This window comes from Sorangium sp. So ce327, from assembly GCF_051530205.1.
Classification (GTDB): Bacteria; Myxococcota_A; Polyangia; order Polyangiales; family Polyangiaceae; genus Sorangium; species Sorangium cellulosum_B.
In genome coordinates this window covers 1,164,508-1,180,151 of the sequence record NZ_CP150330.1, presented here as the reverse complement: position 1 = coordinate 1,180,151, position 15,644 = coordinate 1,164,508, and the positions used below count along the sequence as shown (strand labels likewise).

The window sequence follows — 15,644 nt, the reverse complement described above, 5'->3', positions numbered from 1 at the left end:
AAGAGGGCTCAGAACAGGATCACCTTGCCATCGAGCGGAAGCGGGGACGAGTTCGAGAACACCAGCGAGCTCTCGTCGAAGTCGCCGCCCAGCGTGACGACGACCTCGCCCTTCAACGTCCGGAAGGCATAGCAGAACTGCTGCTTGCTGCCCCGGTACCGCCGCGCCACGTCACTCGCGCGGCGCAGGTGCGGCAGCTCGGCGTGAAGCGCTATCTGGAACCGCGCGAGGCGGCTCTTCACCTTTCCCATGAGCTGATTGACGACCTCGCGCATCCAGTCGTCGACGCTGTCGAGCCCGGTCGGTAGCCCCGTCATCGCGCGAAACACGCCGGGGTGCGCCGACAAGGCCAGCAGGCCGGAGAAGCCGGGCGCGGAGAACTCGACCGTGCTCACGGGATCGCTGTGAACGAGCGCCTCGTCGCGGCTCTCCCCGATGTCCGCGGGCGCGATGGCGACGCCGTAAAAATGGAAGAGCTCCACGGTCGCGCCCTGAACGAGGACGTCGATGGTCCGCACCTTGCGCGACGAAGCAGACCTTGGAGCAGACGACGGCTCGCTGGGCGGGCCGGAGCGCCCGGGCCCGGAGGGTGGCTGCCCGGATCGGGGCGGGGGGAACGAGTCGCGACGCTCGGCGCCGGGGCGGTCAGAGATGCTGTGCCCCGACCTCGTGTCGGACTCCCCCTCCGGTCTCGTGCTCTGCCGCCGCATGATAAACGCTCAACTTAGCTCATCTATCCCTCGAGGACCAATGCGGTCCTCGGACAGGACGCACGAGCACGTGACGGCTTGTCTATCACGCCTGAGCACGCCTGACCACGCCTGACCACGCCCAGCCGCGCTTGACCCCGCACGTCAACGCTCGGCACGTAGGTTGGCACACACACCTGCCCCACTCACCGGACGCCGCGCTTTGCGCTTTACAGGCGGGGCCGGCAGCGCGTGAAGCGGCGGGGTCCACGAGGAGATTGACATCGGCGAAAGTTCCAGGATTCCCTGATCGCCCGATGCTGAAGCGCAGAGATTTCCTTCGAGCCACGCTCGTCACCGCCGGCGCGCTGGTCGTCCCGGCCTGCGGCGACGATCCCGAGACGATCAACCCGCTCGGCGACGAGCGCGAGCTCGCGGACGGGTCCGAGTACTTCCCCCAGTCGGTCGCCTCCGGCGATCCGCGCCCCGGCAGCGTCGTCCTCTGGACCCGCGTGCAGGACGGCGCAGCGGATCTCGATCTCGAGGTCGAGGTCGCGACCGACGCCGGGTTCGCGCAGCGGGTGGCGCTCGACGCCGGACAGGCGAAGGTGAAGGCGCTCGCGAGGCACGATCACTGCGTGAAGGTGAAGGTCCGCGGCCTGGCGGCGGGCACGGTCTACTACTACCGCTTCATCTACGTGAAGGGCGGGACGAGCTACGTGTCTCGCGTGGGGCGCACCAAGACCGCCCCGGCCGCGGAGGCGGACGTCAAGGTCCGCTTCGCCTACGTGTCGTGCCAGGACTACGTGGGCCGGTACTACAACACCTACCTGGCGCTCGCCCAGGAGGAGCTCGATTTCTTCGTCCACCTCGGCGATTACATCTACGAGACGGACGGCGACCCCAGCTTCCAGAGCACGACCGGGCGCCGCGTCGTCTTCACCGACCTGGCCGGCAGCATCTCCCTCGGTGACGGCGACGGCGCCTACCACGCGGCGAGATCGCTCGATAACTACCGGGAGCTCTACAGGACGTACCGCTCCGACGCGAACCTCCAGAAGGTCCACGAGAGCTTCCCGATGATCGCCACGTGGGACGACCACGAGTTCTCGAACGACTGCTTCGGCGCCACGGCCACCTATTTCGACGGCCGGCAGGACGAGACCGACGCGGACCGGCGCAAGGCCGCAAACCAGGCCTGGTTCGAGTACCAGCCCGTCGATTACGGCGACGGCGTCGAGCTCGACCCGGAGGCCGCGCTCCCGGACGAATTCCACATCTACCGCGACTTCGTGTTCGGCCGGCACGTCCACCTGGTGATGACCGATCTGCGCAGCTACCGGCCGGATCACCTCATCCCGGAGGACGCTTTCCCCGGCAGGGTCGCGCTCGATCAGCCGACGCTCGTGGCCGAGCTCGGGGAGGTCCCCGCGGCCGCCCTGCCCTACGTGGACGTGGAGACCTACGGCGACGGCATCTATGCGCCGGTCCTCCTCGCGGCCGCGGAGACCGTGGGCTACGACCCCGCCGAGGTGACGGGGAAGATCAGCGTCGCCTTCATCAACGAGATCGTCGCCGCCGCCAACGAGGGCCTGCCGGAGGACACGCAGATCCCGCTCATCGACGCCGCGGAAGCGGGCCTGGAGCGGGGCATCGCCTACGTGGATTTCGGCAAGATCAACGCGTACGGCATGATCGGCAGCCGCTACTTCACGGCCAAGGACACCTTCGATATCTACGCTGCCATCCGCTACAAGGAGACGCAGGGCGCGAGCGAGGCCATGATGGGCGCCGAGCAGGAGGCCTGGTTCCTCGACACCATGGAAGGCTCGAAGGCGACATGGAAGGTCTGGGGCAACGAGTTCTGCCTCGTCCAGCTCGCCGTCGATCTCAGCCCCTATTCGCTCCCCGCCCAGTTCAAGCGCAGCTTCTACACGACCACCGACGCCTGGGACGGCTTCCGCAACAAGCGGGACGAGCTGCTCGAGAGGCTCGTCGGGCTGGGGGGCGTCGTGGCGATCACCGGCGACGTCCACGCCTTCTACGCTGGCACGCCCGGACCGAGCGGCGATCCCACGAAGAAGATCGTCGAGCTCGTGGGCGGCGCCGTCTCCTCGGCGTCCTTCCGCGAGATCCTGACGAGCCAGGTCGCGAGCGATCCAACGCTGCGCGGGCTCCCGGGCGCCGCGGCGCTCGCCCTCAGCATCGACACGCTGCTCACGTCGCCCGAGACGAAGATCAACCCGCACCTCGCCCACGCCAACAGCAACGCCCACGGCTACGTCGTGGTCGAGGCGAGCGGGCAAGAGCTCGTCGCCGACATGCGGAGCATCAAGGCCACCGAAGCGCAGACCGACTACTCGGGAAGGATCGGCGATCTGAAGATCACCAGCAAGCGCTTCCGCACCCTCCCCGGGGAGAGCGAGCTCTACGTGGACGACGGCGGCGCCTGGAAGCGCTGGGATCCCACCACACAGGCGTGGGTCTGACGCCCGGCAGCCCTCGACAGACCATTCACGGCATCAGGTGGAGCATCGCCATCATCCCCAGATCCGCGTGATCGAGGATGTGACAGTGGAACATCCACATGCCGGCGCGGTCATCGAACGGGATGGCGATCCGCACGACCTTTTCAGGCACGAGGTTGACGGTATCGCTCCATGCGCGCACCGGCGGCTCGGCGCCGTCGATGTCGAGCACCTGAAAGAAGAACCCGTGCAGGTGGAACGGGTGATCGTAGTTGGTGGTGTTCGTCAGCGTCCAGACCTCGACCGTGTTCGTCTTCGCAGAGAACATGAGAGAGCCGTCCGTCTGGCCGTTGATCCCGAGCACCGCTCCGTCGGCATCGCCCTGCTCCATGAACTCCACCGCCTGTCGTTGCGCGCCCGTGGTGTCGATCGAGGCGATCTCGGCCAGACGCTCGGGAAGCGTCGGTGCGCCGCTCCCCGGAGGCTCGTCGGCCAGCTCGAGACGCATGAGGTCCTTGGGATCCGCCTCGTTCGGCAGGTGGAATCGATTCGCGTCGAGGAGCGGGATCACCACCGGTTCGCCCTCGACGGGCATCACGTAGAGCTCCGCGCGCTCGCCCGGGGCGAGCGTCACCTCGTCCACGGGGAGCGGCCTCTCCGAGAGGCCCCCGTCTCCGCCGATGAGCACGAGCGGCTGGCCCGGCACGGTGAAGCGGAAGTAGCGGCTGCGCGCGGCGTTGACCACCCGCCAGCGCTGCGGAACCCCCTCCCGCGCGGCGACCGTCGGCACGATCTTCCCGTTGACAAGGACCGTCCCGCCCTCGCGCCCGAAGTAATCGCCGAACCATCCGCTCTCGTCGGCGGGGGTGAGCGAGCCGTCTTCCTCGACGCCGATCTCGCTCATCACGAGCAGCAGCTCGTCGCCGAGCGGCGCCTCCTCCGCAGCATCCTCGACGACGAACGCGCCGTAGAGGCCCGCACCGACCTGGGCGCTCGAGCGAAGGTGCGGGTGGTACCAGAACGTGCCGGCGTCCGGCACGGTGAAGGAGTACTCGAAGCCCTCGCCCGGCTCGATGGGCTTCTGCACGTGCAGCGTCCCATCCATGGCCGCCGGCACGCGCAGACCATGCCAGTGGATCGTCGTCGCCTCGGGAAGGTGGTTCTGGAACTTCACCACCACGCGGTCGCCCCTCTTCGCGCGGATCGTCGGACCGGGGAGCATCCCGTTGTAGGTCCAGACCTCGGTCGTGAGCCCCGGGACCACCTCGATCGCGGCCACCCTGGCCTCGAGGTGCACCTCGACCACGTCGGGCGCAGGATCGTGATCCTCGGCATCCGGCAGCCGCAGCGCGTCGTCCCAGCCCGCCGGCTGCCGGAGGTCCGGCGGCGCCTCTTCGGCGCCGCACCCCGCGAGCGCGCTCACGAGCGACAGGATCACCGCAATCTCTCCCGCAAAGCGTGCCGGGGACACGCATCCTTTGCGCCTTGCGCGGGGCAAGGCGCATCCGATCCAGCGCATGCGCCGCCCTCTGCAAGGCGCGATCCCTCACGGGCGAGCCGACCTGGGTTGTGTGGGGTGACCCCGCGGGCCGTGGAGTGAGCCTCGCCGCGGGACTGCACGGCGCGGGGGCTACCGCCCGAACGCGCCGATCGTGAGGGTCGCGCCGTCGTTGCGCGCCCTGGCCTGCTGGTGCGGCGCGTACTGGTGCTCGACCGGCGGGAGGCCGTCGAGCGAGGCGCCAGCGCCGATGAGCGGCGCGCTCGCGGCCGGCATGAAGTCGTGGTTTGCCGCCGACGCGAACGCCGGATCGACGCCGAAGATCGAGTCGTCCAGGCCGTCCACCTGCCCGATCACCTTCACCACCTCGCGGACAGGATCGAACGGCAGCCACCCGTTCGTCACCCAGTTCCCGGACAGGGTGAGGGCCCCGGCGGCCACGCCGTCGCGGTCCCCGAGGAAGGTGACCGCGCGGAGCTCGGTCGGCTCCAGGCTGCTGGCGAACACGTTGTTGCGGGCGTCGATCTGCTCGTCGTTGGTCGAGGCCTCGAACATCGCTGAGCGATCGTAGTCCTCGTAGTTGTCGTTCTTGACGAAGACGGTGTTGGAGAAGAAGTGGAGCGTGCCCTTCCTGTAGTACTCGGTCTCCCCGCTGTCCCCGCCGTAGTGGATCATGGACGCGCCGTAGCCGTTGCGCAGGAGCACGTTGCCGTAAATGAACGTCTCGTGGAACGACGGCAGCGCGACCGAGTCGGTCGCCTCCTGCGCGTCGACGAGGTCGATCAGGTGGGCGCCGTCCTCGATCCAGTTGTACCGGATGACGACGCCGGCCGAGCGCTCCTTGATGTTGTTGCCGTTGCCGCCGCGCGTGGGGCCGAAGCGGTTGAACTGGTAGACGACGTTCGAGGCCTCGTTGTAGACGTTGTGCTCGTTGTAATCCTCGAAGCTCCCGTTGTCGTGGATGTAGTTCGACTCGATGAGCACGTTCGTGGTCAGGATATCCCCGCCGGCCGTGCCGATGAAGAGGCCATTGGCGTTCTCGTGCACCTCGCAGGCGCGGATGGTCACGTGATCGCCGCGCTCCACGAAGATGCCGGCCGCGGGGTCCGAGTAGGCCGCTTCCGAGCCCGCCTTGTCGGTGAAGCGGTGGGGGCGCGACGCGTTCTTGATCTCGAGGCCCTCGATCGTGATGTGGGTGGGCCCGAGCTCCCACGGGTCGTCGTGCTTGTGCCCGACGATGATGAGCCCCCGCACCTGGTGGCCGTCGAAGGGGAAATCGAGCTCGGGCCGGGTGGTCGCGTTTTCACCGTCGATCACCGGCAGCTCGCCGTTCGGCCCCGGGACGCCGCAGAGCCGGATGGGTTGCTCGGCCGTCCCCTGGCCCCCGAGCATGATCTTCTCGTGGTACGCCTCGGCACGCCAGAAGATGCGCACCGTGTCGCCGGCGACGAGCGATTCGAGCGGGACGTCGCCGATCGCCTCGAACTCCTTGCCAGGACCGACCTGGTAATCCTTGCCGTTTCCGACGTGGCTGCAATCGACGTGGATCGGCGGAATGTTCACGACGGGCGGAGGGAGCGGCGCCGGACCGCCGCCAGCCGCCGTTCCCGTCGTTCCGCCAAGCTCGCCGGTGCAACCTGCGGCGAGGAGCAATCCGGTCACGCAAGCTCGAACCCTCACAGAATTCTCCACGATATGGGCCATAAAAGCTCCACTGTAATTTTACAGATTGCGAGGCCTTCTCGCCTCAGTGCGGCAAGATGACACGTCGATGCACTTTGTCATGCGACCGGACATTGCTGTTGTCGCATCTTCCGCCCCCGAGGTAGCAGGATGTAATCCAGACTCGCGCTGGATGCCGCTTTCGCGAAAGGCTCGCCGACGGGGCGTCCCTTACATCGAAACCATCGAACCATCTTCCTTACATCGAACCATCGATGATAACGGCGCTCCTGTGAGAAGAAGTTGAGCCGCCAAGGACGCCAAGAAGGGATTTTTCTCGCGCCTCTGAGGATTCCTGGGGTCCTGTCGGCTCTCTTCGATCAACGGCCCTCGCGTCATTCGAGACGATGACGTAGGATATGCACAAGGTGCATGAGCTCCATGCGGCCTGTGAGCTGGATCCCACCGATGAGTTGGTCGATTATCCACGATGGATGGAGGCCCCGGTTCGGCGATCGCTCGATGCCAATCCCCGGCGGACGGCGAACACGCAGCACAGCGTGGCTCGATAATTCCCGGGAAAGTTCCCGGGAAGATCGCGTCGAGGCCCCTTCGATCCAGCCCGCTGTGTTCAGCGACCGCGCGAGGACTGAAGCCATGAAGCGAACGAAGCCTGGCGGCGTGAAACCCCTCGACGTTCTCGATAGATTCACCGCGCCAGGGCGGCGCGCGACGGCGCTCGCCGGCGCGATTGTCCTCGCGGCGTCCCACCTGCTCTCGGGCTGCGTCGGCGACCTCGGAGGCGACCGCGGCGGGTCGCCGAGCGCGAGCGGGCTGGTCGACGTCGCTCCAGCGGGGATGCGCCGGATGACACCGGCGCAGTTCACGAGCTCGATGCGCGACCTGTTCGGCGATCCGGGGCTCGAGCTCGACCTCGACCCGGACACGGGAGAGGTCGCCTCGCTCCTCGCCGTCGACAAGCTCAACGCCGCGGCGGAGGCGATCGTCGCGCGGCGCGCGTCGTGGGGGACACCGGTGTTCCCCTGCGACACGACCGGCGCGGACGACGAGGCGTGCGTGGACGGCTTCGTGCGGACGTTCGGGCGCCGCGCCTTCCGGCGCACGCTCGACGAGGCCGAGGTCGCGATGCTCAAGGGCCAGTACGCCCGGGCGCGGGAGGAGCAGTCGTTCGAGGACGCCCTCCTCGTCGTGCTCGAGACCATGATCCAGTCGCCCAACGTCTATTACTTCGTCGAGCTCGGCCGCGGCGGGGACGGGAGCGAGCCGCTCGCCTCCGGCGTCCGCCCGCTCACGGGCTGGGAGCGGGCGTCGCGCCTGTCGTATTTCCTCTGGAACACGACGCCGGACGACGCGCTGCTCGACGCCGCGGAGTCCGGCGCGCTCGACACGGCGGACGGCGTGCGCGCGCAGGCGGAGCGGCTCCTCTCGAACGACCGCGCCCGCGCCACGGCGAGGCGCTTCTTCGCCGATTGGCTGGAGCTCGACGGCACGAACAAGCACGCCTCGCTCGAGAGCGCGCCGAAGAGCCCCGAGATCTACCCCGAGGATTCACCCGCGCTGCGCGCCGCCATGCGCACCGAGCTCGAGGCCCTCGTGGAGCGCGTGCTCTTCGAGGGGGACGGCAGGTTCGAGACGTTGCTCACGACGACGGACGCCTACGTGAACGGGCCCCTCGCCGCGCTCTACGGGGTGGAGGGCCCCGCCGACGAGCGCACGTTCTCGTGGGTCTCCCTCCCCCGCGATCAGCGCGCGGGGCTCTTCACGCGGGCGGCCTTCCTGAGCGTGTTCGGCAGCCTCGAGGTCAAATCGCCGATCCGCCGCGGCGCGTACATCCTGGAGCAGGTGCTCTGCCGCCCCCTCGGCCCGCCGCCCCCCAACGCGAGCGACGTACCGGTCAAGGGCGGAGCCGTCGAGGAGAACGGCGAGGTGGTGCACAGGACGATCCGCCAGGACGTGGAGGCCAAGACGTCGAGCGGCGCCTGCGCGAGCTGCCACAGGACCATCAACCCGATCGGCTTCGCGTTCGAGCATTACGACGCGCTCGGGAGATGGCAGTCGCAGGAGGCGGGCGGGGACGCGCAGGCGCCCTACCTGCTCGACATCGACGCGCGCGGCAGCCTCCCTGCGCTCCCTCCGGACGAAGAGGGCGTGGAGGTCGACGGCGGCGTCGGGATGTCGGCGGCCCTCGCGGCGAGCCCCGCGGCGCGCGCCTGCCTCACGAAGCGCTTCTTCCAGACGGCGCTCCGGCGCGTCCCGATCGACCAGGATCTCGCGTCGATCGAGGCGGCCACGCCGACGCCCGAGAGCGGCGGCAGCGTGCGTGATCTCATCGTCTCCCTCACGACCAGCAATGCCTTCTTGCACCTGCGCCAGATCGAGGAGTGAACTTATGAGCCGCGCCGCTTTCAGCCGAAGGAATTTCCTCCGCACCGCGACCGGTCTGTGCATCGCCCTGCCGCTGCTCGAGGCGACCCATGGGGACGTCTGGGCCGCGAACGGCAGGGCCAGGCGGTTCATCGTGTTCTTCAGCCACGGCGGCACGATCACGTCTCGCCACTCCTCCGGCGAGAAGGGGGATCCCTGGAAGCCGGGCGCCTGGAGCATGCTCGACCTCTGGGCGCCCGGCGGCGAGGGGTCGGCGCTCGAGGTCCTCGGCGAAGAGATGGCTCCGCTCGAGGCCCTCAAGGGCGACCTCACCCTGCTCCGCGGCGTCGACGACGCCGCCGGGATGCTCCAGGGAGACTACGGCGGGCACCACGGCTGCTCCAACGCGACAGTGCTCACCTGCGCCGATACGACCTCGGGAGGCGACGACGCCAGGGCGCTCGGCCCATCGATCGATCAGGTCATCGCGCAGCGGCTCGCCGGCGAGAGCCCGGCGCCGTTCTCGTCGATCGATCTCATGGTCGACGGACACAACTACGGAGAGCCGCTGTACAACGCGGCGGGCGAGCAGGTGTCCAGCGAGAAGGACCCGACGAGCGCCTTCGCCCGGCTCTTCCAGGACGTCGCGGAGACCGGGGCGGGCCCGACGCCCGAACAGCTCCGGCTCCGCGCTCACCGGAAGAGCGTCCTCGACGGTGTGAGCGAGCACCTCGCTGCCCTGAAGGGGCGCGTGAGCGCGGCCGACAGGCACCTGCTCGACGCGCACGCCGAGCACATCCGGAGCCTGGAGAAGAAGCTCGAGGGCATCTCCAACCTGGCGGCCTGCACGAAGCCGGATGTCGGCGGAGCGCCCGTGTACCAGGGATATGGATCCTACACGGGAGGGGGAATCAAGGAGGCCGCGCCCCTGCTGGTCGACGTCCTCCTGCATGCGTTCCGGTGCGGTCTCACGCAGGTGGCCACCTTCCAGGTGGCCGACGTCCTGACGAGCTGGCTGCCCCAACCGTACAGCACCGACCTCGGCCACAGCCTCGGCCACGCCGCCCTCGACGTCGGCCCGAGCGGCGCGGAGCCCGACAGGCTCGAGGACTGGCGCGCGACCATCCTCGCGAACCGCAACTGGCGTATGGAGCTCTTCGCACGCCTGCTCGACGGGCTGAAGAGCACCCCCGAGGGCGACGGCACGATGCTCGACAACAGCGTCGTGCTCTTCACGAGCGAGTTCGGGTGCGGCGGCGGGCACTCGCCCCGCGATATCCCCGTCCTGCTCGCCGGCAAGGCAGGCGGCAGGTGGCCGGGCGGCCGCCACGTCAACTACAACAAGCGCGCGAGCGCGGATCCCACCCAGTCCGACTACGAGACCGACGTCTCGATGCACAACGTCTACACATCGATCCTGCGCGCCTTCGGCTACGAAGACGAGCACTTCGGAAACGACACGGCGTACAGGAAGGGCCCGCTCGCGGAGCTGCCGTGAGAGACGTACGAGGCGCCTTCGGCGCGCCGTCTGCACCAAACCGCTTCCGCCCCGGCCACCTTGAACGCTCGGCCGGACGATTCCCACCCGGTCTCGCGGCTGGAAACTAGCGGGCGATACGGCGACCGCCGAGCGCGGCCGAGCCGCTGCAAGGGCGCCGTCCGGCGATGCCTCTTGGACGGCTCGAACCAGCCTGATATAGATACCACCGAGGAGCAGCGCATGCGTCCAAGCGAACCGGTCCAGGGCGGCAGCGCGGTGGCTTGGGATGCCGGCGCGCACGCGCCCGTGCCGCGTGAAGGTCGTCGACGTGTGGCGGCGCGCTGCTTACCGACGTACGAACTGCCGAGTACCAGGGCCAAGACACCGCGGACGAGCTCGCGTGCTTCGCGCGTGAGCCGGACGCCCACATGATCATGTCGAATCGTACGATCGCACGGAAGTACACGCTGGAACGTGAGATCGGACGCGGAGGGATGGGCGTCATCTGGGAGGCGTTCGATCAGGTGCTCCGGCGTCCGGTCGCCGTCAAGGTGATGACGCCCGAGCACCTCACCTCCGACACCGCGCGACGCCGCTTCGAGCGGGAGGCGATGGCGATCGCCCGGCTCCGGAACGAGCACATCGTGCAGATATATGATTACGGCATCGACGAGGATTGCCCTTACATCGTGATGGAGCTCCTCGAAGGAGAGGACCTCGAGAGCAGGCTCGCCCGGGAGCAGCTGTTCTCGCCGTCGACCACGCTCGCCCTGCTCCGGCAGATCGCCATCGGCCTGGAGGCGGCGAGCTCCGCGGGGATCGTCCACCGCGATCTCAAGCCGGCAAACGTCTTCATCGCCCGGAAGGAGCCCGGCGAATGCGTGAAGCTCCTCGATTTCGGCGTGGTGTGGACGGTCTTCGAGGGGTCGGACGAAGACCAGCAGGCGGTGGCTGGCAGGACGATCGGAACGCCGGCGTACATGAGCCCCGAGCAGGTGCGCGCCGTCGTGCCGAACCATCTCAGCGATCTCTGGTCGCTCGGCGTCATGGCCTACAGGGCTCTCACAGGCCGGCTCCCCTTCACGACGAGCGGGATCGGGGAGCTGTTGATCAGCATCTGCACGGATCTATCCCCGCCGCCGTCGAGCGTCGTCCCCAGCCTGCGACCCGACTTCGACGGCTTCTTCGAGCGCGCGCTGGCGAAGGATCCGGCGCAGCGGTTCCAGTCCGCGCGCGAGTTCGTCGCGGCGTTCGCGGCGGTGAGCGAGGCCAGCAGCGGTCCCACCAAGATCCTTGTCGCCGACGATGAGCCCGACGTGGCGCTCATGATGAAGCTGCACTTCCGGCAGAAGATCCGCGACGGCGTCTACCAGTTCCTCTTCGCGGACAACGGGGAGTCCGCCCTTCGCGAGCTCCGGCGCCACCCCGATATCGACGTCATCTTGACCGACATCAAGATGCCCGTGATGGATGGACTCACGTTCCTCGGGCACGTCCCGGAGGTGAACCCGTTCGCAAAGACGGTGATGATGTCCGCCTACGGCGACATGGGGAACATCCGGTCCGCGATGAACCAGGGCGCATTTGATTTCCTGCTCAAGCCGCTCCAGCGCGCCGATCTCGAGGCGACCATCGACAAGACCAAGAAACAGGTCGCGGAGCTGCGGAGGAACGCGCGCTCGGACGAGGAGAACAAGGTCCTCCGCCAGTACACGAGCGCGGCGTTGGTCGAGCGGCTCCGGGCCATAGGGCCCACGATCGCGCTCGAGAGCGAGACCCTCATGGCCACGGTGGCGTTCGTCCACGTCTTCCAGTTCATCCCCGCCGCCAAGGCGATGCCGCCCGGAGAGGCCATGAGGCTGCTCAGGGCCAACTTCGAGATGATCGTCCCGGAGCTCCTGGCGAAGGGGGGCGTCGTGGACAAGTTTCTCGGCGACACGGTGATGACGGTGTTCCAGGGGCCGGATCATCTGTCGAGGGCGCTCAGCGCGTGCGTGGCCGTCCGCACGCAGGTGGCGGCGGTGGCGCACCGCGCCGGCAAGTGCTCGTCCTACATGCGGCGGATCTGCATCGGCCTCTCCACGGGGCAGGTGCTCTCCGGCAGCGTCGGCTCTCAGGCCTACGGGCGGCTCGACTACACGGTGCTCGGCGACGCGGTCAACGCCGCGGCGCACCTCGCCAGGACGGCGCTTCCCGGGGAGATCCTCATCGATGCAGCGGTCCGCGACGCCGCGCAGGGGCTGTTCGACTTCGAGCCGGTGGACGCGAGGAGCCTCTTGCCGGGAGGTCCGCCCGTGAACGTTTTCAACGTGGTTCGCCGCGGTCCGGCCGCCTCCCTCGCAGAGGGCACGCCGACCGTCAGTGTTACCATGACGACCACCATGCGATAGGTCGAGCCTTGCCGACGCTCATCTACAATCCCGGCGGTCCTGAGGAGCAGGCCTTCTCCATTGGAGACATTGCCATCACCATCGGCCGCGCGGAGGATCAGGCGATCTGCATCCCGCACAGGAGCCTGTCCCGCAGCCAGGCGCGGATCGAGCCGTCCGAGGGCAGGTTCTTCATCGTCGACCTGCAGAGCAAGAACGGCACGTTCGTGAACGGCGCGCGGGTCCTGCGCAAAGAGATCCGGAGCGGCGACACGATCACGCTCGGCGATCTCGACCTGCTCTTCACGACAGACGGCGCTCCTTCGTCAAAGCCGTCGCTGCGACCGCAGGCGATCCGCCCGCTGACACACACCGTCATCAGCAAGCTCATGCAGGAGAGCGAGCGCGGCGGTCCCGGCTCCGCGCCGCGGGCGGAGGCTCGGCTGCAGATCCTGATCGAGGTCGCGAAGCTGCTCCCGGTCTCCGATGACATCAACACCCTGCTCCACAAGATCCTCGATCTGATCTTTCAGATCCTCGACGTGGACCGCGGCGCCATCCTGCTCGTCAACGAAACGACGGGGAAGCTCGAGCGGCGCGCCGTGAAGACGTCGCTGCCTTTGCCTGACGATGAGCCGATCTTCAGCCAAAACATCGTCGATTACGCGCTCCGCAAGAGCGTGGCGGCGCTCTTCGCCGACGCCGTTCTCGACCCTCGCCTCGACGCGGCGCGCTCCGTCGTCGCCCAGTCGATCCGCGCGTCGATGTGCGTTCCGCTCAAGCCCAAGGACGACGTCATCGGGGTGCTCTATGTGGACAACCGCAGCGCGACACATGTCTTCACCGACGCGGATCTGGAGTTCCTCGTCGCGTTCGCCAGCCAGGCCGCCGTCGCCGTGAAGAACGCGTCGCTGTACCGGCGCCTCGAGCGCGAGACGGTGGAGCGCATGCAGCTCGTGCTGGACGCGAAGCTCGCGTCGCTCAGCGGCGTCGTGGCAGGCATCGCTCACGAGATCCGCAATCCGCTGAATTTCATGAACAACTTCGCTGATATCGCCGCCGGCGTGGCCGAGGATCTGCGCGAGGAGCTGCGCGCGCAAGGGGCGCGGCTCGACCCTGGCGCGCTCGCGCAGATCGAGGAGAACCTGGGCCACCTGCGCGACAGCATGGCCCGGATCACCGAGCACGGCCGTCGCGCAGACGCGATCATCAAGGGGATGCTCCAGCACGCCCGGCGCCCGGCGGGCGAGCGGGCGCCGGCCGACCTGAACGCAGTGGTGGACGAGAGCGTGCGGCACGCGCGCGCCGGGGCCCAGGGCGGCGACGCCGACGCGCACATCGTCACGGCGTACGATCCGGCGATCGGCCCGGTGGAGATGGCGGCGCTCGACATGGGGCGGGTGTTCCTCAACGTGGTCGACAACGCGCTGTACGCGATGCGGCAAAAGAAGCGCGAGCGCGGGGCCAGCTACACGCCCGAGCTGAGCGTCCGCACCGCGGACCGGGCGGATCAGGTCGAGGTGCGCATCCGCGACAACGGGATGGGGATCCCGAAAACGGTCGCCGTGCGCATGTTCGAGCCGTTCTTCACGACGAAGCCGCCCGGCGAGGGAACCGGACTGGGGTTGTCCTTGAGCCGAGAGATCGTCGTGCAGGGGCACCAGGGGACGATGCGGGTGGAGAGCGAGGAAGGGGAGTACACGGAGTTCGTGATCACGCTGCCGAAGGAGAGCCGCGGCGCTCCGCTTTCATAGGCGTGAGGAGCATCGCTCGACCGATGCCGCCGGGCAGCTCACCCCTGCTGCGCGCCGGCTCCGAGGATCTGCTCCATCGACCTTCCGACCTCGTAAGCGCTGTGGAGCGTGCTCAGCCCGATCGCGGCGATATGCCGCGGCTCGAGCGGCAGTCTGTCCACAAGCTCCTTGTAGATCGCATTGTGCTCGGGCTCGAGCGCCGCGTGCCGCAGGTAGGTCCGGAACGCCGTCCTGGGCAGGCCAGTCTTCGCGACGATCGAGTCCACCCTCTCGGGGGTCGGAGGCTCCGCTTCCACAACCGCGATATAGCCGAGAAGCGCGATCGGATGGTGGTGATAGATCCAGTAGTACTGCGAACCCACCATCGACGCGATCGTCGGCGGAGGGAGCCGATCGAGCACCTCGCGCACGTCGAGCCCTAGCGCCGCGAGGTCCTCCAGGATCCACTCATCATGGCGCCGCTCTCTCGGGATATGATCCGTGAAGTACTCCTGGAGACCAGCGACCACCGGATCGGCAGTGTCCATCGAGCTCAGCCGGCTGACCGCCGCCTCCATCAGCGGCACCGTCGCGCGCGCCATGCAGTGCATCCGGAACAGCATGACGGGGTAGAGCTCCACGAGCTGTGGGTGCTCCCAGAACCTGGCGGTCGCCTCCGCGAGCCGAGCACTGTAGAGCTGCCGCCGGGCTTCCAGTTGCTCGCTGATGCGCTGCATGACTCGAACGCTCCGCGCCAGCGACGCCGCTCAGAAGGAGGCCGTGCGCATGCCGTCGCTGGCGTTGTTCTGAGCGACGCCATCGAGCTTGTTGAATATCGATGTCAACGCGCTTATCTCCTCGTGCGATAGGCTCTCGATCGTCGCCTGAACTTTGGGGTCCAGGTCGGACTCCTGATTCACGCTGCTCGGAAACAGGCCTGCTTTATACAGCACGTCGAAGTTACGCATCGTTGCCCCTTGCTCAGAGGTCCAGATTCATTCTTCACGAGCCGAACACTGTAGAGCTGCCGCCCGGCTCCCAGCTGCTCGCCGACGCGCTGCATGGATCGAGCGCTCCGCTCCATCGACGCCGCTCAGAAGCCACACACCTGCAGAAACGCCTGAGTATTGCTCTGAGCGGTGCTATCGAGCTTCTTGTACGCCGAGATCAGCGCGTTGATCTCATCGCTGGAGAGCCTGGCGATCGTGTCCCGCACCGTGGGATCGAGATCAGCTTCCTTTGTAACGGCGCTCGGAAACATGCCCGCGTTATATAGAGTATCGAAGTTGCTCATCAGGGGCCCCGATTCAAAATCAACGCTCTGTCAGCGATCTTACCTGGGAACGCTTCAAGCTGTCAA

11 protein-coding genes are annotated in these 15,644 nt (G+C 67.7%); 5 read left to right on the top strand and 6 right to left on the bottom strand.

Features of this window, described 5'->3' with window-relative positions; genetic code table 11:
- Positions 1-8: 8 nt before the first annotated feature.
- Entirely contained in the window at positions 9-518 is a 510-nt protein-coding gene (locus WME95_RS04375) for a chemotaxis protein CheX (protein ID WP_437907147.1), read from the bottom strand.
- Between the two features lie 488 nt (positions 519-1,006).
- Here WME95_RS04375 and WME95_RS04370 point away from each other — a divergent pair, with 488 nt between their 5' ends.
- Positions 1,007-3,178 (top strand): alkaline phosphatase D family protein, encoded by a 2,172-nt coding sequence (locus tag WME95_RS04370; RefSeq protein WP_437907146.1) that lies wholly within the window; start codon positions 1,007-1,009, stop codon positions 3,176-3,178.
- Positions 3,179-3,203: 25 nt separating this feature from the next.
- Here the strand turns inward: WME95_RS04370 and WME95_RS04365 are convergent, their stop codons facing one another.
- Together WME95_RS04365 and WME95_RS04360 are read right to left on the bottom strand one after the other, a co-directional pair.
- Positions 3,204-4,628, bottom strand: a complete 1,425-nt coding sequence (locus WME95_RS04365; RefSeq protein WP_437907145.1) for a multicopper oxidase family protein — start codon at positions 4,626-4,628, stop codon at positions 3,204-3,206.
- Between the two features lie 159 nt (positions 4,629-4,787).
- Positions 4,788-6,317: a right-handed parallel beta-helix repeat-containing protein gene (locus tag WME95_RS04360; protein ID WP_437907144.1), complete on the bottom strand. Its 1,530-nt coding sequence runs from the start codon at positions 6,315-6,317 to the stop codon at positions 4,788-4,790.
- A 657-nt stretch (positions 6,318-6,974) separates the two neighbouring features.
- On the opposite strand from WME95_RS04360, the gene WME95_RS04355 reads away from it, so the two are divergent.
- The 4 genes from WME95_RS04355 (at position 6,975) to WME95_RS04340 (ending at position 14,305) form a co-directional block, all read left to right on the top strand.
- Positions 6,975-8,723 carry a DUF1592 domain-containing protein gene (locus WME95_RS04355; protein ID WP_437907143.1) on the top strand — a complete coding sequence of 583 codons (1,749 nt, stop codon included), beginning with the start codon at positions 6,975-6,977 and terminating at the stop codon, positions 8,721-8,723.
- A 4-nt stretch (positions 8,724-8,727) separates the two neighbouring features.
- The gene (locus WME95_RS04350; RefSeq protein ID WP_437907142.1) at positions 8,728-10,200 is read left to right on the top strand and encodes a DUF1552 domain-containing protein; all 1,473 of its coding nucleotides are present in this window, start codon (positions 8,728-8,730) and stop codon (positions 10,198-10,200) included.
- Positions 10,201-10,610: 410 nt separating this feature from the next.
- On the top strand, positions 10,611-12,572 hold the full coding sequence (locus WME95_RS04345; RefSeq protein ID WP_437907141.1) for a protein kinase domain-containing protein: 1,962 nt from the start codon (positions 10,611-10,613) through the stop codon (positions 12,570-12,572).
- 8 nt (positions 12,573-12,580) lie between these two features.
- Positions 12,581-14,305: an ATP-binding protein gene (locus WME95_RS04340; RefSeq protein ID WP_437907140.1), complete on the top strand. Its 1,725-nt coding sequence runs from the start codon at positions 12,581-12,583 to the stop codon at positions 14,303-14,305.
- Positions 14,306-14,343: 38 nt separating this feature from the next.
- On the opposite strand, the gene WME95_RS04335 is transcribed toward WME95_RS04340, so the two are convergent.
- From WME95_RS04335 to WME95_RS04325, 3 genes are all read right to left on the bottom strand, one after another.
- On the bottom strand, positions 14,344-15,021 hold the full coding sequence (locus WME95_RS04335) for an iron-containing redox enzyme family protein (protein ID WP_437549659.1): 678 nt from the start codon (positions 15,019-15,021) through the stop codon (positions 14,344-14,346).
- 30 nt (positions 15,022-15,051) lie between these two features.
- The gene (locus WME95_RS04330; RefSeq protein ID WP_437549658.1) at positions 15,052-15,252 is read right to left on the bottom strand and encodes a hypothetical protein; all 201 of its coding nucleotides are present in this window, start codon (positions 15,250-15,252) and stop codon (positions 15,052-15,054) included.
- Positions 15,253-15,377: 125 nt separating this feature from the next.
- Positions 15,378-15,578 carry a hypothetical protein gene (locus WME95_RS04325; protein WP_437907139.1) on the bottom strand — a complete coding sequence of 67 codons (201 nt, stop codon included), beginning with the start codon at positions 15,576-15,578 and terminating at the stop codon, positions 15,378-15,380.
- Between the last annotated feature and the right edge of the window lie 66 nt (positions 15,579-15,644).